General features: G+C 40.1%; 9 protein-coding genes and 1 pseudogene. 3 read left to right on the top strand and 7 right to left on the bottom strand.

All coding sequences use genetic code 11. From position 1 onward, the window contains the following. Nucleotides 1-297 precede the first annotated feature (297 nt). Entirely contained in the window at nucleotides 298-1,638 is a 1,341-nt protein-coding gene (locus QNI22_RS29930) for a DUF349 domain-containing protein (protein WP_314516660.1), read from the top strand. A 174-nt stretch (nucleotides 1,639-1,812) separates the two neighbouring features. Continuing rightward, the gene (locus QNI22_RS29925) at nucleotides 1,813-2,034 is read left to right on the top strand and encodes a DUF2795 domain-containing protein (RefSeq protein ID WP_313987890.1); all 222 of its coding nucleotides are present in this window, start codon (nucleotides 1,813-1,815) and stop codon (nucleotides 2,032-2,034) included. Nucleotides 2,035-2,152: 118 nt separating this feature from the next. Here QNI22_RS29925 and QNI22_RS29920 read toward each other — a convergent pair whose 3' ends face one another. The 7 genes from QNI22_RS29920 to QNI22_RS29890 all read right to left on the bottom strand — a co-directional run bounded on the left by QNI22_RS29920 (nucleotide 2,153) and on the right by QNI22_RS29890 (nucleotide 18,832). Next, on the bottom strand, nucleotides 2,153-4,699 hold the full coding sequence (locus tag QNI22_RS29920; protein WP_314516658.1) for an OmpA family protein: 2,547 nt from the start codon (nucleotides 4,697-4,699) through the stop codon (nucleotides 2,153-2,155). A gap of 102 nt (nucleotides 4,700-4,801) precedes the next feature. Next, nucleotides 4,802-5,740 (bottom strand): PorP/SprF family type IX secretion system membrane protein, encoded by a 939-nt coding sequence (locus QNI22_RS29915; RefSeq protein WP_314031563.1) that lies wholly within the window; start codon nucleotides 5,738-5,740, stop codon nucleotides 4,802-4,804. A 110-nt stretch (nucleotides 5,741-5,850) separates the two neighbouring features. Then, complete coding sequence (locus QNI22_RS29910) at nucleotides 5,851-13,797, bottom strand: Ig-like domain-containing protein (protein ID WP_314516656.1); 7,947 nt, start codon at nucleotides 13,795-13,797, stop codon at nucleotides 5,851-5,853. A 380-nt stretch (nucleotides 13,798-14,177) separates the two neighbouring features. Then, nucleotides 14,178-14,843, bottom strand: coding sequence for a 2-C-methyl-D-erythritol 4-phosphate cytidylyltransferase (locus QNI22_RS29905; RefSeq protein ID WP_314516654.1), 666 nt, complete (start codon nucleotides 14,841-14,843; stop codon nucleotides 14,178-14,180). A 446-nt stretch (nucleotides 14,844-15,289) separates the two neighbouring features. Further along, nucleotides 15,290-16,057 carry a succinate dehydrogenase/fumarate reductase iron-sulfur subunit gene (locus QNI22_RS29900; RefSeq protein WP_313987903.1) on the bottom strand — a complete coding sequence of 256 codons (768 nt, stop codon included), beginning with the start codon at nucleotides 16,055-16,057 and terminating at the stop codon, nucleotides 15,290-15,292. A gap of 65 nt (nucleotides 16,058-16,122) precedes the next feature. Next, a complete protein-coding gene (locus QNI22_RS29895) occupies nucleotides 16,123-18,042 on the bottom strand; it encodes a fumarate reductase/succinate dehydrogenase flavoprotein subunit (protein ID WP_314516651.1) in 1,920 nt (639 codons plus the stop codon). A gap of 103 nt (nucleotides 18,043-18,145) precedes the next feature. Then, a complete protein-coding gene (locus QNI22_RS29890) occupies nucleotides 18,146-18,832 on the bottom strand; it encodes a succinate dehydrogenase cytochrome b subunit (RefSeq protein ID WP_314516649.1) in 687 nt (228 codons plus the stop codon). A gap of 575 nt (nucleotides 18,833-19,407) precedes the next feature. Here QNI22_RS29890 and QNI22_RS29885 point away from each other — a divergent pair. Beyond that, nucleotides 19,408-20,647 (top strand): annotated as a pseudogene (locus QNI22_RS29885) (hypothetical protein); the annotation flags it as partial.

Raw genomic sequence — 20,647 nt, 5'->3', positions numbered from 1 at the left:
TTCACGGAATATGCTTACTTGTTCAGTGTTTTTTTACTAAAATAGCATCTCCCGTTTTTTGAGTGGGACAAATATCTGAAAAATACTGTAACGAAGTATTGTATACTTTTTTTTAAAAAACATTATTTTGCAGTAACAAAAAAATAAAGTATTATTCAGATAAATTGGGTTGCCTTGTTGGTAATCTTTGGTATTTCCATTATTTTTCAAACTCAAATCGTCTGTCCGTCAAGACTTTCGATACTGAACGAAGTATTGCTTCCTAAACAGTATAGTAAATTTTAATACAACCAAACCATGAACAACGTTGACTGGTCTGACGAATACGGATACGTCAGTGAAGGAAAAGTATATCTGAAGGGTTATTTTGATTTTCCCGACCGTGAAATTGGCGAAGTACGCCAAAGTATAGAGGCCAGTGTGGAATACTTCCGCAAACGCTATGAAGTTGCACAACAAAAAGTTGCGGAACTGTATAACCTTGTAGAAAATGCTCAGAACAAAGGTTCTTACCTGATGAAACTGGTTCATCTGCGTAATTACTTTGCTGATTATGATGCACTGGGGGATTTTCCTGCCCTTTACAAAAAACTGGATATACTCGAAGAAGATCTCCGCAAGAACATATCTGTTAACCGGGACCGAAATCTTGAGATCAAACAAGCCCTGCTTTTAGAAGCGGAACCTCATCGCCTGAGCGAAGAATGGAAAGAAGCTGCGGACAAATTGCATGAGATAAAAGAAAAGTGGATTAAAACCGGTGCAGTTGCCAAAGAACTGGAAGAAGAAATTGAAGGATCTTTCCGCAAAGTACTGGATGATTTCTTTGCCCGCAGAAAGGACTTCTTCAACCAGAAGATGCTCGAACAGAAGACACGGATGGACTCGTATATGGAGATTATTTATCAAGCCGAACGGCTCAAATACTCTCAGGATTGGGATGCTACAGTGACTGCATTTAAGGCGCTTCAGGAACGCTGGAAAAACGTAGGCAAACTCCCACCGGATAAGGTTACCAAACTCTGGAAACGATTCCGCAAAGCTACAGATATTTTCTTTGAACGATATAATCAGGCCAAAGGCTTACCTCCACGCTTTACCAAACGTGTTGATCCTAAACAGGCGGCTCAGGAAAAAATGACTGCAGAAGCAGAATCATTATTTACACAGCCGGATATGAATGTGGCGGCGGAACGAGCCAAAGCATTGCTGATGGAGTGGAAAAACCTTAATGTTCCTTCCTTTAAGCAAGATAGAGCACTGGGTGAACGTTTCCGTCTGGCGTGTGACAAAATATTTGAAATGAATTATCTAATGCGTGTGATCAAACGGAAGCATTTCTTCTTTGAGAAAAAGTCAAAAGAAGAGCAGCTTACCATCAAGGTAGCCACCATGAGTGATCTTGTGCGCAAAGATAAACAACAGCTAGAATTGCAGGAAAGTGAAGCAGCAGGTGGCTCTGTTAGTCAAACAAGTAGCTATAACCGACAAGGATACGGCGATGACCAGAATCAGGATAATAAGCGGCCAGCAACTAATCTGAACGTGCAAAAACGGAAGATTCAGGTAAAAGAAAATTTATTGAATCAGTTTAAAAATGAGTTGGCAGAGATACGAACCAACCGTCCGTATCGTTAAAAATGCGTAATATTGGCCTGTTCAAAAAAATTATAGTATTTTATTTTATTATTTGAAACATTTTTTGAACTTTTCGGTATTAGATTTTGTAGCTTTTCCAGCAAAGAAAAGCAGTATCGCATTAATCTGTTTTCAAACCAATTTTTATTTTATCATAGATAAAAGAGAATGCCTATGTATTGGACATTAGAATTAGCTTCTTACCTAGAAGATGCTCCCTGGCCTGCAACCAAAGATGAATTAATTGATTTTGCTATTCGTTCAGGTGCTCCCACCGAAGTAGTTGAAAACCTCCAGGAACTAGAAGATGACGGTCAGCCTTATGAGAGTATTGAAGAGATTTGGCCTGACTACCCAACAAAAGATGATTTCTTCTTCAATGAAGATGAGTATTAAAATGAATCTATAATCGCGGCTTTTTCTATCTGGCATTGACGCAAGATAAATATTTCTATAAACAAAAAAACCTGCTCTTCTTTTGAAAAGCAGGTTTTTTTGTTTGTGCAACTCTTTATTATCTGATAATTCGTATCTCAGTACGGCGGTTGGCCTGATGTTGTTCTTCATTACAGTTTACATCATCACGACAATCGTTTGCTAGGTGAGTCTCACCATAAAACTCCTTCATTCTAATTCGGGAAGCACTTACACCTTTATTAATCAGGTAGCTCACAGATTCTTGCAAGCGACGACGTGATAATGCATAATTGTAATTTTGAGATGCTCTTGAATCAGCAAAAGAAGCCACAGCTATTTTGATACCCGGGTTTTGCTTTAACGTTTCTACCAGCTCATCCAGTACAGGGGCTGCATCTGAACGTATCTCTGATTTATTTAGATCAAAATAGATCAGCCGTACATCTGCAGGATCAATTCGATTAGGAAGCTTATAGGTAATCAGTTCACATTCTTTTGTGATATTACGGCCGTTCTTTACTACATAAAATTCAGTACGACGGTTTAACTGATGTTGTACTTCTGTACAGGCAATACCATCTTTACAATCGTTTACAGGTGCATTCTCGCTATTGCTTTCTTTTGATAAACGAGTTTTCGTTACACCGTTTTTCACTAGGTAATTGTATACTGCATCAGATCGCTTTGCGGAAAGCTTTATGTTATAGGGATCATTGGTACCACGTGCATCTGTATAGGAAGATACGATAATCTCAATATCCGGATATTTCTTCATCAGCTTTACTACAGATGTCAGTACAGGTTTGGCATCAGCCCGAACGGAAGCTTTGTCAAAATCATAATACACATTATCCAGTGAATACAGTTTGCGGTTTTCATCACAATCGGCAGGCAGTTTTTTCTTGCCTCCGTTAGGATCTTTCAGCTTCGCAATCAGATCCGGATCTGTAATGAACTGTAATGATTCATTGATCTTGTCGCCAGGCTTGCGATCTGTAGTACTTATATTTTTGGTTACTGTTGCGGTATCTTTCTTACCAGTAATCGTATAGTTCTTATCAGGATTTAGATTGAAGGTATATAACCCATTTGTATTCTTACCAGGTACTAACCCATCTTTCCCTTCTTCTTTTACTGTGATAGGAACATCTCGTAAAGTATCCTGTGTATTTTCGTTTTCATACGCGTATACAAACAACTGAATTGGAGCAGCCAATTTGCGGAACATATAAATATCATCATCAGCCCCACCCTTGCCACGATTGGAGCTAAAGTATCCCTGACGCCCGGTAGAGTCTACGATCATACCAAAATCATCCTTTTTAGAGTTGATAGGGAAACCAATATTTTCCACAGTCCCCAGTGAATTCAAATCTGTCTCAAAAATATCCAGACCACCTAATCCAGCATGTCCATTTGAGGAAAAATATAGTTTGTTGGTATTATCTACATATGGAAACATCTCATTGCCTTCTGTATTTACAGCCTTACCCAGGTTCTCAGGGGTACTCCATTTTCCATCCGTTCCTTTGGCTACTTTATAGATGTCTGTTCCTCCAAATCCACCAGGCATATCTGAAACAAAGTACAACGTATTTCCGTCCGGGCTTAAAGCTGGATGCCCTACAGAATAGTTTTTATTGTTAAATGGCAATTCTTTAGGCCGACTCCATTCCCCATCTTTTTTCTCACTGGTATAAATCTTCAGTTTTACTATGCCATCATCCCCTTTTTGCGAACTACCCAGATAATTGTTTCGGGTAAAATAGATAGTATTTCCATCTTTCGTAAAGGCAGCAGGCCCTTCATGAAACTTACTGTTAATCTTTTTATCAAAAGGCGTAACACGGGTATCCTGATTTACGCCTCCATTGTCTTTTGGAAAGTTATCACCATAGTATCCCAGTGTACTGTTATCATTACTAGTTTGGCGTGTCTGGTCTGAGTGCAGATTTTGTTGTTTGGTTTTATACGAATCGGCAGACGAATAACGATCTACCCCTGTATCTGTATCATAAGGCAGAGCCCGCACACCTGTTGAATCAACATAAAACAGATCTAGGAAGGCTGTGTTATTCCAGGCATATACTTTTTTCGAACTTTTATCAGGACGTCGTCCAGAGACAAATACTAGCCCTTTATCATAATAGGTTGGGCTAAAGTCTGACTGGTCTGAGTTGATATCTACTTTAAAAATCTTATACTCTAAGGAATCTGCATACAATTCTCCCAGATTGTTATAGGCTTGTGTAAAGGCTGTTCCTCTTGGATCTCCCGAATTAAGCAGTTGGTATTTGCTATACCATACTTTGGCCTCTTCGTATTTACCATTTTCAGATAACATCTGAGCATAGGCAAATGCGGACTTGGCATCATTGGGATCTTTTGCAACAACCTCTCCATACAGTCGTTCGGCATTCTTGCTGTCTCCTACTTTCCGATACGAATCAGCCAGATTCTTTTTTACCGAAAGATCTGTACTATCCTGTTGTAAGTATTGCTCATACAGATCGATAGCTGTAGCATATTTCAGGCGGGAATACGCCTTATCCCCCTGAGCTTTTAACCCTAATGCCTGGGAGAATGCCTGATAACTGAGGAAACATGTAAGCAGCAATGTCCAAAAAGTAATTTTTTTTGTCATTTCCATGAATATTTATACGCAGAATGCCTTATTGTACTTTAGCAGTTTAAATTCTTGTCAGATGTTTTCACTCTTCTACTCAGCTTGTGTACTTGCCGATTATTAGAAATAACGTGGCGACAACACCTTAGCCTTATCAAAGCTAAATTCATATCGTAACATGATCTCATGTGTACCTGCATTGTATCGTTGTAATGCATTGAGACCATAGTCATACGCATACCCCAAACGTAGCTGAGGAGTAATCTGAAACTCAACCATACCCAGAATAGCCGTTCCTGTTCTATAAGAAGCTCCTACAGCAAACCGATCATAGAACCAGAAATTGGTATTAAGATCAAATTGAAGTGGCGCTCCTTTTACAAATTTTGCCAGTACAGAAGGTTTCCACACTACAGAAGGACTCAGCTGCACTACATAACCTGTCATTAAGAAAACGTGCCGGAACTTCATAGCCCGTTCGTTCGGATCAGCAGATGTGATAATACGTTGATCTGTCAGTGTATATTTAACCAGGTTCGGAAGTGATGCGCCAAGGTAAAAACGATCCGTAGAATAATAGATTCCCGCTCCCACAACTGGTGCATACCGCACATAGTCATTAGGTACAGTGGGGTCAGGTGTATGATTAGGGTTAAGCACCATCTTGGAATACTCCCCATTGAAGTAAAGCACTCCACCCTGAATTCCAAAGGCGAGTGTTCCTTTTTTATTAAACCGGATCCGATAGGAATATACGCCAGAAATACCTCGTGTAGCTGTCAAACCTATATTATCATTAAATAATGATAGCCCTATCCCGATCTTCTCTTTACGGATTGGCATATCGGCTGTCAGGGTCTGTGTTACCGGAGCACCTTCCATACCTACCCACTGGTTTCTGTACAGACCGGTAATACTCAGTACATCCCGACTCCCCGCATAGGCAGGATTTACAGCCATCATATTGAACATATACTGGCTATATTGAGCATCTTGTTGAGCAAAGCTGGAGATCATGCCCCCACAAAAGAACAGGAACAATAGTATCTTTTTTCTCATTGGTACCTTCAATTACGAAACTTGGAAATAGTATCTTATATATATGAAAACCTGTCTTTATACCGAATCTTGTCTGATAAAATAACTCAGACAAGATTCGGCAGAGAACATTACCGAATTATAGTCATGTAACGTGATTTATTGAAACCGCTGTTCTTGAATTTAATGATGTAGAAGTACGTTCCATCTGGTAACTCTTCCCCTACACGCACACCTCTGTTTGACTTGCCATTCCAGTCGCTGGTAGCATATGGGAAGTCATTTGCCACACCAGTATAAGTACTCTTGAAGTCCTTGGATTCATAAACCAGATTACCCCAGCGGTTAAATACCTGCAAATGAATCTGATCATTGTTCGGATTCTCAATCACAAAGAAGTCATGCTGTCCATCGCCATTTGGTGTAAAGCCTTCCGGTATGAATGGAGGTCTTACAATAAAGCGTACGACAGCGGTATCACATAAATGGTTATCTGTCATACCCAGGCTTGGATTACGAGTGGTAATATCACAGATTACATACACCAGTGAATCCAAACCTTCATAACTGCCTGTTGATGAGTAATAGATTATACCATCTGTTACAGTAGCGGTACCATGTGCAGGAGGTGTAATGATAGTGATAGCCTTTGGATCTAACTCAGAGAAAGCAGGATCAAACGTACCATTATCCGGATCAGAATCATTGGCTGCTGCATCTATAGGTACATTCGGTGTATTAGGTACTACTACTTGTTCATCATCAAAGGCCAATGGGCGGTTAATGATTACCAATGTATAGGTAGAATCAACCAGAGACTCAGAGTTCTCATTGTCTATCACACTATACTTAAATGAATCTAAGCCTGAATAGCCAATAATAGGTTCATAAAACAATGTATCTGCCTGTGTAGAATCCAACACTGTCTCGAGTACTATAGGTACAGGGACTTTGTTACCATTACCATCCGTACCTATATAATATAGAGTTCCATTACTTGGAAAATCTTTTATCTTGTATTTTACAACTTTACCATCTTCATCTGTCCCTACCAATGGTTTATCCAGAAATACCATCTGCAAAGGTTTTCCCGATGGCTCAGGAGGTGATGGACGATTTGGATTGATCAGTGTATCTATTACATTATGCGCTACTGGCGGAATATTTATCGTAATGAATAAAGTAGCTGTTGCACATCCTTTTGGATCCAGATTATCACATACAGTATACGTGTAGGTATCTGTACCTAAGAAGTCAGCCCTTGGGTAATACGTATAGGTTCCATCAGAATTAACATCAATACTGCCCCCTTGAGTAGTTGGCCAATTAGCTACTGGAGCTATTGAAAGCATTCCTTTAGGTGTATCATTATAAAGAAGATTCTTAGGATCATCAGAATCTCCAGTTACTTCAAATGAAGTAACATTAAAGTTTACCCGTATTGAATCATTTTTTGCTACTGGTGGAATATGTCCTGTAGGCAATACTGGGTTGACAAGTATTGTAATGGTAGCAGCAGACTTAAGATTTACAGCATTGGTAATAATATAGGTATAAGTATCAATGCCTACAAAATCTGTTTTAGGTGTGTAGGTAAAAGAACCATCTCCATTGATTGTAATCACACCACCTTGCGCAGTTGGAGCATTTGTTTCAGCTGTCACTACCAGTTCACTCTTCTTACCTGGTGAGGGATTAATATCATTGACCAATACACCTTCTGATACAAGAACGGATAACTGTTTATTTTGAATGGTAGTATAGTTATCATTTCTAGCAATAGGAGGTTTGGCTCCTTTACCTGTTGTATCATTTACAACAATGGTAATAACAGCAGTTGAGCAAAGGTTTGGAGCTACATTATCATTATCACAGACTTGATATGTAAATGTATCTACTCCTGTAAAACCAGTTGGTGGCGTATAGGTATAAAACCCTCCGTTTTGAGTAGAGTTACCACCAGTTATATCAATTGTACCACCTTGACTTGTTGCAGCCTTAGTTACACCTTTTATAGCAAGTATATCTCCAGCATCCGGATCACTGTCATTGGACAAGGCATTTCCTGAAACAGGAGTATTGATTAGAGTCACATTGTAGTCATTCTGAGCCAATGGAGCATCTGGAACAGGAGAAATATTGATAATTACTCGTACCGCATCATCACTGAAATTCCCTACTGACCCTGCAGCATAGACTTTCAAACCTGTAACATATGGACTACCGTTTTCATTTGGTACTGGCTCATAAACCAATTTATCCAAATCTACCAGTGCAATCACGTCACCTATAGCAACTGCAACTCCATTGTATTTCAATGTTCCTTTATGCGGTAAAGAATCAATCTTGATCTGAGTCAGTAGACCAGCACTTGGCGGATAGGCAAATGCTGCTTGTAGCTGAGTCACAAAATTATCAGATGGATCAGCAAAGTTCTCTACTGTTGGAGTCCCTACCTTATTATCTTCGGGGAATGTAACTGTAACAGTAGCCCCAGGATTTAGCACAGGCTTTTCTGGTACTACAGTTACGGTTACAGTAGCTGTAGTTGTTGTTGACCCACCTTGAGTAATAGTATAAGTAAATGTATAAACAGCTGCCGGACACGCTGCACTCGCAAAATTGATAGTCGGTGCATTGGGATTAGTATTATCAACAGAAGCTGTGAAACAAGGATCAGAAGGAGAACCAATGGTTAATGTAGTAGGTGTATTGGATACAATAGTATCATTGGCTAATACAGGAATATTTATTGTAGACCCTTGTACTACAAGGATTGGGCTAGTCGGCACAGCCGGATCATCTTTCGCTTCAATCACATTGACTGTCATTGTATAGACAGGACTCTCCGTGTTGTATGTATCTCTTACTGCAAAAGTAAATGTAGTATAAGGCACACCGCTTTCTGTAGACTGATATACCAGTTGGTTCAGGTTAGCTACAGGAATCACAGTCCCAACTGTTACAGGATTTCCATTGTATGTTAATGTTCCTTTAGCAGGCAATGTTTTGATTACAACAGACCCTAAGGTTCCTGATCCACTTGTGATTGTAAAATCACCTGCAGCAAATGGACGACCCACATTTACAGCAGTAATAATGCTTTCATCTGCTGAAGTAGGTTGTACAATAGTAAAGGTTACCCGGGCAGTATCTGATGTAACAGTAGATACACCACCTATATTGGTATCAAATACATAGTCAAAGAAGTAATTACCTGGTGTACAACCATTCGCATCTGGTGTAAATGTAACCGTGTTGTCAGCATTTACGGTTGTAGTTCCGCATGTTGTAGTACCAGATGTTGGCTGAACTGTCACCCGAACTATCGGCGTACCAGTTGCAGCTAGCCTATCATTAGCTATAACATTAATTGGGGCAGCAATACTCACATTGGCGTCATCTATTGCATCGACAATACTGAATGTAATTGTACCTGCTGTAGCAACCGGACTTTGAGAGTTATTTCCATCGATAGCCAGATACTGCATAGTAGGGTTAGGTGTTCCTGAGCGATTCACTACAGGCACAAACTGTAGATTTGGAATGTCTGTAGCTGAGATTACCGCCCCAATCACAACAGGAGTTCCATTTAATAAGATTTGTCCATCTGTTGCCAGAGGCAATTGATAGATAACAATTTTCTGCAGTGTTCCATCTCCACCAGCCAGATCAAAATCAGGTGAACCACCTTGACCTGCTGTTTGGCTAAAAGTATATGACGATGGGTCTAGTGTTTTGTTAACTTTAACAACTATCGTTTTAGAAACCGGGACAATGGTATTGACAATAGTAAATGTTACTACTGCATTATTGGAAGTTACACCTACCACGTTATCTGTAAAATTATAGACAAAGGAATAGGTTCCAGTTGTACAAGGTCCAGTACCAGCATCTATCAAAAATGTTGGAGTAAGTGTACCATTATTTACTGCAGTAACAGTAAAACATGGGGAAGATTGACTTACTACATTTAATGTCACTGCATTTCCTGTAATATGTGTATCATTGGCTAGCGCATCTACAGCAGTAGGTGCACCTATCTGTACAGCAGTTATTGGGTTAGCCAGCGGTAAATCGTCAATGGCTTCAATATCATACACAATTACTGTAATGGTATTAGCTGCAATACTGTATACACCTGTATTATCACGCACCTTAAATTGGAAAGATGTATAAGGGTTACCTATTTCATCTATTACAGGTGTATAGACTAAATTAGGAATATCTGCTGTAGCAATCTCTTGCCCAACGGTTACTGCAACTCCATTCAGCGTCAATGCTCCTTTAGCAGGTAAAGAAGTAATAGTTACACTTGCCAGAGAATTACCAGCATCGGCATCAGCAAATCCAAAGTCACCTGTAGTGAATGTATAGGAAGAAGGATGTAGTGTTGTATTTTTACGAATACGAATTGTTTTATCACTGGCAGTAGGAGCATTATTGCTACAAGCTGAAAATATCGTTTTATTTAAAAAGTTATACGTTCCGGAAGTTGCAGCAAGGGTATAGTTGATTGTGCCTGTTTCAACAGGTGTTCCTCCGGTGGTGGACATCAATTCCAATGAATCGAAAAATCCATTGTATCCATATACTGCTCCAGAACCTACTGTACCATCTGCATTTACAGTGGCACCAGATACAGCCTCTTTGGCATCAGGACAACCATCTCCATCTGAATCCAGATCGAACTGGCTGAGGAGGCCATCTCCATCCGGGTCCAGGCTTGCATATATAGTACGAATGCCACTGGCTGTTAAACCCAATGCACCCAGAGCCGGATCATCTGCATCCTGCCAGTTTGCTACTCCATCACCATCCTCATCTCCGGATGGGTCAGCAGGAAGGCCAGCACACGAATAGTCATTATAAGGAAACACCCCTGCATAGGTAATCACAAAGTCATCTCCATTGATACCCAACTGAGCATCCCGAAGTTCAAACACTGCCGTAGGAGCAGTAGCCCGGAAAACTACCTGACGACGATCCCATAAATCTTTTTTATTATGACCTGATTTAGGGTCTCCATCTTTATATACCACATATCCTTCACCTACAGGTTGCGCATCTGCACCATCAAAAGGGGCAGCATTATCAACATAGAACTGCATAATTCCATCTTCTGGTGCCGCAGGATCTGTCAGTATTGGGTTAATAGCATTGGAAGTATAGGATACCAGAATATAGTCACGTCCGGGAGTTAAACCAGAAATAGTCTGACGGCAGATAACATACTGAACCCCTAAACTATTTCCATTGGAATATAAATAGGTATCAGAGGCAGGTACATTAAAAGGTGCATCCCCGGCAAAAGGTCCCTGTACCACACGATAGCCACTAGGTACACTATATTCTGGTACAGCAGGATCTGTAGGGTCAATTGGAGAATAGGTAACTACACCTCGCTGAATCGCAATCCGTGTATCAACCGGATATACATTGTATCCATTGTAAGCAACCCCACTTGTCCATGTTCCACCACCCCAAGTCCCTCCCGGAGCTATATATTGCGGATCAGGAGTAGTAGAGGCAGGGATACCTTGATTAAAGTTACCATTGACAATCAGGTTTGAAGCTGTGTTAATGACACCTGTACCACCACAACCAGCTTCCATAATATCCAGAATACCATCATTGTCATCATCCAGATCTGTAATATCAGCAATGCCATCACTATCTGTATCAGGCATTGAATTTACCTGAATGGTAACGGTAGCAGTATTAGATTGCCTTACAGGTGAACCATTATCAATTAGATTGTATGTAAATGTAAATGCTCCTGTAAAACCTGGTGCAGACATAAAACTAAATTGTCCATTGTCTGCAATAACGAGTTTTCCTTGTGCTGTGTTATAAGAAACCAGATCTGTCTCTACAGTGATACGTGTACCTGCATCCGGGTCAGAGTCTACTCCAGCTCCAGTATTATCAGTGATCACATTTCCGTACATCAAAACACTTTGCTTGGCAGTATAGGAATTGTTGGTTGCAGTAGGAGCATTGTTTGTATTGTTGATGGTTACATCTTCTAGTGTTGCTGCAGCCCCATTGTAATTACTACCTCCTACAGTGCCACTTCCATCAGTATATGTACCTCCAGGAGTAATTTTTACAGCAGGAGTTGCCGCTGATGTTGGATCATCAAAATAAGCACTTGCCGAGTTATTGTAAGTACCTATAGTTTGTGATCCATTAAAATTCACCTGAAAATATAATTCGATTGCACTATTGGGAGGTAAGGTATAATTTCCAAATGTGAGATTTGTAGAACCTGCCCCCGGCACTACTCCTCCACCAGAGGCGGTACCATCCAGGTTGGTATAGGTAGATCCTGTATAGGTTACTCCAGCTCCGATCAAAGCAAGATCATCACGAACTTCAACACCGGTTGCAGTTCCAGGCCCTGAGTTTTGAACAGTAATGATATAATAGAAGCTTCGTGGAGTTCCCTGAGTAATAGGTCCTATAGGTTCTACCCGTTTACTTACAGTAATAATAGGTTTATCTGTAATAGAGGAAACAAAAGACAGAGTGGTTGGAGAAAAAGTGGTTGAACTTCCGTTATTACCAGAAGTAGCACCATTGGCCGGAAATTCTGTTAATGCCGTAGATACAGTTGTACCATTCAACCCAGGACTCAAATCAATACTTGGAGAAGATCCGGTAGGAACAGCAACAAATCCGCCACCACCACCACCGCCTGGTCCTTCAGACTCTCCTGTAATGGTAATAGTTGGTACCTGGCTGCCTCCATTTCCTCCTTTTGCAACTACAGATACTCCTGTCAAAGTGGTCGCATCTACAACGATAGTTCCGGCAGCACCGCCACCACTGGCTGCATCAATATTCTGATTAGTTGTATTAGAGCCATTTTGGCCATTCGCAGACAAGCTACCTGTGCCTGTTACAGTATTAGCCAACAAATAAATTAAGCCGCCGCCATTACCCCCATTGCCTCCTGAATTACTATTTGCATCACCGGCACCACCTCCACCACCAAAGAAAATACGACTTCCAGGAGCAGCAGTTAATGGACGTCCCCCCAAACCTCCTACTTCATTCCTTTTATTATCTCCCCAGGCAACGTTACCAGGCCCAACAGTTAAAGCATCCATATTATTAATACCTCTAGTATATCCTCCTCTTCCTCCACCCTGTGAAGTAGTCAAGGAATTACTATTAGCAGCATACCCTGGATCAAGTGCCCATGCAGCAGCTCCTGAACATGCTGGACACATAACTCCCTGCCCTGTCCATAGAGCAACATTTCCACCATTAGCACCACCTCCTCCGCCAGCATTGTGCGTATTACCACCACCACCGCCATTGGCTGGAGCTCCTCGTCCGTATCTACCACCTAGTAAATCATATTCAGGCTGATATCCAGCAATTCCTTCTCCTTTTTCTCCCCCATTTAAACTACTGGAAGTTATATAACTGGTATATGGGCCGTTACTTACTAACGCACTTGCATTATCTACCGCTCCTCCTCTAAATCCTAATGCATCAACCGTAATTGTACCATTAACAGTAATCGTAGTTTGTGCATGAATCGCAACAATTCCTCCTACAATGCCATCCCATGCTGGCGCAGTAACAGAAGCGCCTGCATTAACTGTTAAGGTTGAGTATTGAGGTACTTTTACAACTTGTACATGTCCAGTTGCAGTATAGCTATTGGCAAAGGTACCATACACACGAAACGTGTTGCCGTTGATACCTGTAACATATTTGAATTCATACTTTCCTGCATTATTATAATTAGATACACTACCATAATTTATATCATCTGTGGTAGTAATGCTGGCTCCCTGCATCTGGATGATCATTATCAAATCTCCGTTTTGCAACCCGCCTAAGTCGCTTGCAATATTATTTACAGTAGCAGTATTGGCTCCAGCAGTAATGTTTGCTGTTAGGCGTGTATATTTATTGACGACTAATCCGGAAGTTGAAACTGTCAAAGGACCATCTTTTCCAGGTTGTGCCTGAGAGATATTACAGATAAAAAAAAGTGAAAGAAGAAAAAATAATGGCTGGCGTAAGACTAATCTTCCCATAATGTAGAGTTGTTTCATATCATTTGTGCAACTTGGAATTCTGTAAAAGCCTCTAAGTCTGTAAGTAACAAAATTTATCACCTTTCAGTACAGTAGTTCAGTATATCAAAGTAATCCTTTTAAAATGAAAGGGTTACAATAGTTTTATTTACTTTCTTACATATGCAAGTTTATGCTGTGCACTAAAATCACAAGCAATAATACAAGAAAATTGCATATATAAAAAAAATACAACAAGCTTATTATAAGCCCATTATATTTTCTCACTAATGCAATTCCTATTTTAAATTGAGAAATATTTACAGTTTCCGTCTAATAAATTACAAATTAGAACACAAATCATACATCTGTAATTATATTGTGAAGTTACTTATTAGCAGTAGAAAGGATAAAGATCCCTAATTAGAGACATACTGAGCCCATTCCAGATCTTCGGGAGTAGTAATCTTTATATTCCGGTAATCACCTTCAATTAATAAAATTCTATGCCCGGCAGCTTCTGCTACACTTGCATCATCTGTAAATAGTTCAGACTCTGGCACTTCAAATGCTTTTTTAATGAGAGAGGTCTGGAATGTTTGTGGTGTTTGAATTAGGCGAAAATCAGCCCGGTTTACACTTTGTGTAGTTCCATCTGATAGAACTTGACGAATAGAATCCTTTAAAGATACTGCTGCAACTGCAGAACCGTTTTCTTTTGCAACCTGGAAACTACGCTGTATTACGTTTATAGGGACAAATGGACGTACGCCATCATGAATAGCAACTACACCTTCTACATCATTGATTACCTGAAGGCCATTCTTAACAGACTGAAAGCGTGTTTTTCCTCCGGTCACTATTTTTGCATCAATCGTAAAAGCATATTTTTCTCTTAAATTCTCCCATGTCGCTATTTGTTCTACAGGTAATGCAAGAACTATCTGAATATGTTGGGAATATTCATAAAAACGTCTTATGGTATGCATCAAAATAGGTAATCCTCTGACTTCCAGAAATTGTTTAGGTATATCAGATCTCATACGGCTTCCAGAACCTCCAGCCACTATAATTACATATTCCATATTTGTTGTATAATTAACTATATTTTCTTGTGTTGAATAATTAGTTCTAAAATAGAATTAAAATAACTGGAAATAAAACTATTTATAGAGGGTAAGAAGGGTAGGAAGCGGGTAGGTTGCGGGTAAGATCTAAGTAACTGATAATCAGTTAGGGTAAGAAGGGGTAAGAATATTTTCTAGTCTACGTGTGTTATATATAATATAAAAAGAAAATACTAAATATAGTATATACTAACCCTTTCTGCTCCTATTCTTCTGCTACCGTTTAGCCCTAAACATCCTACCCTTCTTACCCTAACTGATTATCAGTTACTTAGATCTTACCCGCAACCTACCCGCTTCCTACCCTCCTTACCCACATATAAGGAAATGCTATTCTTAAAAAAGAAAAACCTGGCATTTAATAGTATATCAAATGCCAGGTTTTAAATTTATATAGAAATAAACTATGCGCCTTCAGATACCTTTAATTCAGGTTTAGAAGTAAGAGAAGCGAAAATAAAATCACGGTTCATTAAAGCAATATTGCTCATAGAGATTCCTTTTGGACATTCAATAGAGCAAGCCCCTGTATTTGTACATGCACCAAAACCTTCGGCATCCATCTGAGCTACCATATTTTCTGCCCGACGTTCCCGCTCAGGTTGTCCCTGAGGTAATAAAGCCAGGTGAGAAATTTTAGCACTTACAAACAACATAGCGGAAGCATTTTTACAAGCTGCTACACACGCACCACATCCGATGCAAGCTGCAGAGTTAAACGCCTCATCTGATTCCGTTTTGGGAATAAGTATCTCATTCGCATCTGGAGCAGAACCAGTATTCACAGAAACGAACCCACCAGCATGGTTGATACGATCAAAAGCAGAACGATCGACAACCAAATCCTTAAGAAGTGGAAATGCAGCTGCACGCCATGGTTCTATTATAATAGTTTCGCCATCTTTAAAATGACGCATGTGCAACTGGCATGTAGTGGTCTGCATCGGTCCATGCGGACGACCATTTATGTATAAACTACATGCCCCACAAATTCCTTCACGACAATCATGATCAAAAGCAACCGGATCTTCTCCTTTTCTGGCTAACTCTTCATTCAACACATCAAGCATTTCCAGAAAAGACATCTCCGGATTGATATCCACTTTATAATCCACCAATTTGCCACTGGCAGAAGCATCACTCTGACGCCATATTTTCAGATTCAGTTTCATATGTATCGTGTTAACCTTATCCAGCAGAAAAGGTTTTATTTTTTTAATAAGTTAAGAGAAGCCTCTTATTTATAGCTTCGTTTTGTCAGTTTCACATTTTCGAAGATCAATTCTTCTTTGTGTAATTCTTCTTCCTGACCTGGTCCTTTGTATTCCCAGCAAGAAACATAGGCATAATGCTCATCATCCCGTTCTGCTTCCCCATCTTCAGATTGGTACTCTTCACGGAAGTGCCCGCCACACGATTCGTTACGAGCCAAAGCATCATCTACCATTAACTCACCTAATTCAATAAAGTCAGCAACGCGGTGTGCTTTCTCCAAACTCTGGTTTAGTTCTTCATTTTTGCCCAACACTCTTACATTTTTCCAGAAATCAGCTTTGATCTCTTTAATCTTTTGTTTGGCAATCTTCAGACCTTCCGCATTCCGTGCCATTCCGCAATATTCCCACATTACCTTTCCTAATTCCTTATGCAGGTCATCCACTGTTTTAGTTCCATTAATAGATAATAACTTTTTAGTCATATCCATTACTTCCTGTTCTGCCTTTTTAAATTCAGGATGATCTACAGATACTTTGTCTGTAGCAGGGTTCATACCAGCCAGATAATCACCGATAGTATAAGGAATCACAAAATAACCATCTGCTAATCCCTGCATCAACGCGCTTGCCCCTAGACGGTTAGCTCCATGATCAGAGAAATTAGCTTCTCCCAATGCATATAACCCTGGTATATTTGTCATCAGGTTATAATCAACCCACAATCCACCCATTGTATAGTGAACGGCAGGATAGATACGCATAGGCATTTTGTATGGATTTTCACCTGTGATCTTCTCATACATATCAAACAGGTTACCATATTTCTCAGAAATCTTCTGCTCTCCATCGCGTTTGATAGCATCTGCGAAATCCAGATAAACTGCCAGTTTAGTAGGTCCTACCCCACGTCCTTCATCACATACCATTTTAGCATTTCGTGAAGCCACATCCCGAGGTACCAGGTTACCAAATGACCGATAACGGCGCTCCAGGTAATAATCACGTTCGTCTTCAGGAATCTGATCAGGAGGTCTGTTATCACCCACTTTTTTAGGGACCCAAACCCGTCCATCATTCCGCAACGATTCGGACATCAGTGTAAGTTTAGACTGATAGTCTCCGGATACCGGAATACAGGTAGGGTGAATCTGAGTATAACAAGGATTACTAAATAAAGCTCCTTTTTTATGTGCACGCCATGCAGCAGTCACATTGCTGTTCATTGCATTGGTAGAAAGGAAAAATACGTTTCCATATCCTCCAGTACATAGCAATACAGCATCACCAGCATGAGACTCTATTTTTCCTGTCACCAGATTGCGTGTGATAATACCACGTGCTTTACCATCAATAGTAACTACATCCAACATCTCAGTACGTGTATACATAGTAACTTTTCCGCTAGCAATCTGGCGGTTCAGTGCACTATAAGCACCCAACAACAACTGCTGACCGGTTTGACCCCGTGCGTAGAATGTACGGGACACCTGCGCTCCACCAAATGAACGGTTAGCCAGTGTTCCACCATATTCACGGGCAAAAGGTACTCCTTGTGCAACAGCCTGATCAATGATATTAACACTCACCTCTGCCAGACGATATACGTTTGCTTCACGTGCACGGTAGTCTCCCCCTTTGATTGTATCATAAAAAAGCCGATAAACACTATCACCATCGTTTTGATAGTTTTTAGCAGCGTTAATCCCACCCTGTGCAGCAATTGAGTGTGCACGGCGTGGGCTATCGTGAAATGAAAATGCTTTTACATTGTATCCTAATTCAGCCAGAGAAGCCGCTGCAGCAGCTCCTGCCAATCCTGTACCAACAACAATAACGGTGTATTTACGCTTGTTGGCAGGGTTTACCAACTTCAGATTAAATTTATGTTTAGTCCATTTTTCTGCTAAAGGACCTTCTGGAATTTTTGAATCTAATTTCATACAGGTGAAACAATTAAGATTTCAGATTTTTGCTCCATATTATTCAGACATTCAGCGCTGTATTTATCGGAGTCTTATATTTTGAAGAATAACTGACAGTTAATTATCCCTGTAAAAACATATAAACAGGAATTATAGCAAAGCCTGCAGGTACTATAATAGAGAAAGCAAGGCCTAAACCTTTCAGAAAAGGAGTGTATTTGGGATGATTGACTCCTAGTGTACGAAATGCACTCTGAAAACCATGTGAGAGGTGGAATGCCAGCGCAATCATGGAAACCACATACAACACTACTAACCACCATTCCTGAAATGCAGCTTTTGTAGTTGTATACAAGTCAAGATAATCCTGAGTTGCGTCATGTTCTACATAAGAACCAATCCCGAAATCTGTTAATTTCATTCTTCCCCAAAAATTCACTAAGTGAACAACAAGAAAGACCAGAATGATCGTTCCCAAAATCCCCATATTACGGGAACTCCAGGTGCTACTATTATTCACATATGCATACCCTTGAGGACGAGCCTTACGGTTACGAATTGTTAAAAATAAACTAACAAAGATGTGGGTCAGAATAAAAGCAAAGTTTAGAATGGAAACTGTCTGGATCAAAGGATTGTGTCCCATAAACTTTGCATATGTATTAAAAGCTACCCCTCCATCGCTTTTCAATAATTGTAGATTCCCTACCAAATGCACTACCAAAAATATTATTAAAAACAGGCCACTAAGTGCCATCAGAACTTTGCGGCCAATGGTACTGGTTAAAGCGTTTACTAACCAATTCATAAATGTTATAACTCGATAGTTTTTTGACGTGAAACAGATATTATTTTGATATTTTACTATCGCTCAAAAGTACATTTGGAAATAATAGCATGCAAAAGAATCCATTTATTTTGACTCAATCTAAATAACCTACCTGAATGGAAATCAGAGTCTCCCAAACATTTATAGAATCTATTCCTATAAACTGAATAAACCTTACAAGCATTTCTGTTCTTTTTCTACACTCTATCATATAAAGATCTACTAATTTGATGAAAGCTCTTTGGAACAAATACAATCTGCGGAATCCAAAATAGAAACTTGTCTACCACTGACTTGCAAGTTGTCCTATGTTTGTTTTTTGTATTCTATCAGTAAATAAAACACTCTGTACTTGCATATTGTTTTAAAGATTTACATCCTTTAATTACTTAATCACTTTTACAATTTGCATTGCAGTAATATTTCAGCTAAAAGTGCTTTTGCTACTATTCATAGTAAGATTTACTTCACAATAAAATCTATTCAAACTTTATTTCTCCAGATATAATTTCACTGTTACTATAAGCGTTTTGTAATCAAACTACAATCCACTTATGAAACACTATATACTATTCTTTCCACTATTTATCTCTATAGTACTTTTATCACAGATGTCTTATGCAACACATTTACGTGCAGGACAAATTACAGCTATACGAGATACAAACTATTCCAATACCCCTACCTATATCTTCACGCTAACTCTCTATAGAGATGCTTGCCCGACTTGTGCTGATCAGCTTAAATCTACTATTGTTTTACTTCCTATTATAAATGGACAAAGATTGTCACCTATTGCTAAACTGGAAGCAGATCTTAATCTCCCAAGACGTGTAGTAGGCAATGAAATTGAAGAACTTACTTATACTTTCAACTATACTTTTCCAAGTTCAGGCTCCTATGTCATTTACTTCCAGGAGGAATATCGAAATGCGGAAATTGTGAATATGAGTAATTCAGTTGTTACACCTTTTTATGTGGAGACTGTACTCAATATTGTGCCCAGCATTGGCTCCAACAGCACTCCCCAACTACGAAATCCCCCTGTAGATAATGCCGAAGTGGGACAAAAATTTACTTATAACCCCGCTGCCTTTGATCCCGATGGCGATAGCCTCTCCTACAAAATGATCATTCCCAGACAAACTGCTTTATTGACAGTAGCTAACTACCGCTCGCCTGAGACCGTAGCTCCACCTGTGGGAATTCCTGAAGCCGGATCAGGTACCCCTACCTTTGTGCTCAATCCTCTCAATGGAGACATTACCTGGGATGCCCCCAGTGCCTATGGTATCGGTTCGAAAGGATATGCTGAATACAACATTGCCTTTGTGGTCGAAGAGTGGCGAAAAACCGCTGCCGATCACATCAAAATCGGAGAGATTGTCCGCGATATGCAGATTACTGTCAGAGAGCAACCCAACAAACGACCTGAACTGATTATTCCCAAAGATACCTGTATTGTCGCCGGTACAGTGCTCAAAGCCATCATTCGGGCAACCGATCCGGATCAAAATCAATCCATTCGCATTTCTTCCGAATCGGCTATTTTCTCTACTTCCACTGCCTTGTTCCCTAATCAGCCAGCCGCTACGCTCGATCCACCCAACCATCCACCCAAAGTCCGCGACCAGTACCAGTATCAGGGAAATCCGGCACAAAGCAATTTTGAGTGGAAAACCGTTTGTGAACAGGTGCGGGCTCAACCCTATGATGTGGTTTTCAAAGCAGAAGACAATGCTCCGGTTCCCAACCAGCTGACCGATACTAAAACCTGGCGTATCACAGTGGTGG

It is taken from the genome of Xanthocytophaga agilis, from assembly GCF_030068605.1.
In the GTDB taxonomy this organism is placed as follows: domain Bacteria; phylum Bacteroidota; class Bacteroidia; order Cytophagales; family 172606-1; genus Xanthocytophaga; species Xanthocytophaga agilis.
The sequence above is the reverse complement of the archived record's forward strand: the minus strand, read 5'-3'. Positions and strand labels throughout refer to the sequence as shown.

Bases quoted from the DNA above. Each gene is read 5' to 3' on its own strand.
- QNI22_RS29930 (WP_314516660.1), top strand. From the start codon at position 298: ATGAACAACGTTGACTGGTCTGACGAATACGGATACGTCAGTGAAGGA.
- QNI22_RS29925 (WP_313987890.1), top strand. From the start codon at position 1,813: ATGTATTGGACATTAGAATTAGCTTCTTACCTAGAAGATGCTCCCTGG.
- QNI22_RS29920 (WP_314516658.1), bottom strand. From the start codon at position 4,699: ATGACAAAAAAAATTACTTTTTGGACATTGCTGCTTACATGTTTCCTC.
- QNI22_RS29915 (WP_314031563.1), bottom strand. From the start codon at position 5,740: ATGAGAAAAAAGATACTATTGTTCCTGTTCTTTTGTGGGGGCATGATC.
- QNI22_RS29910 (WP_314516656.1), bottom strand. From the start codon at position 13,797: ATGAAACAACTCTACATTATGGGAAGATTAGTCTTACGCCAGCCATTA.
- QNI22_RS29905 (WP_314516654.1), bottom strand. From the start codon at position 14,843: ATGGAATATGTAATTATAGTGGCTGGAGGTTCTGGAAGCCGTATGAGA.
- QNI22_RS29900 (WP_313987903.1), bottom strand. From the start codon at position 16,057: ATGAAACTGAATCTGAAAATATGGCGTCAGAGTGATGCTTCTGCCAGT.
- QNI22_RS29895 (WP_314516651.1), bottom strand. From the start codon at position 18,042: ATGAAATTAGATTCAAAAATTCCAGAAGGTCCTTTAGCAGAAAAATGG.
- QNI22_RS29890 (WP_314516649.1), bottom strand. From the start codon at position 18,832: ATGAATTGGTTAGTAAACGCTTTAACCAGTACCATTGGCCGCAAAGTT.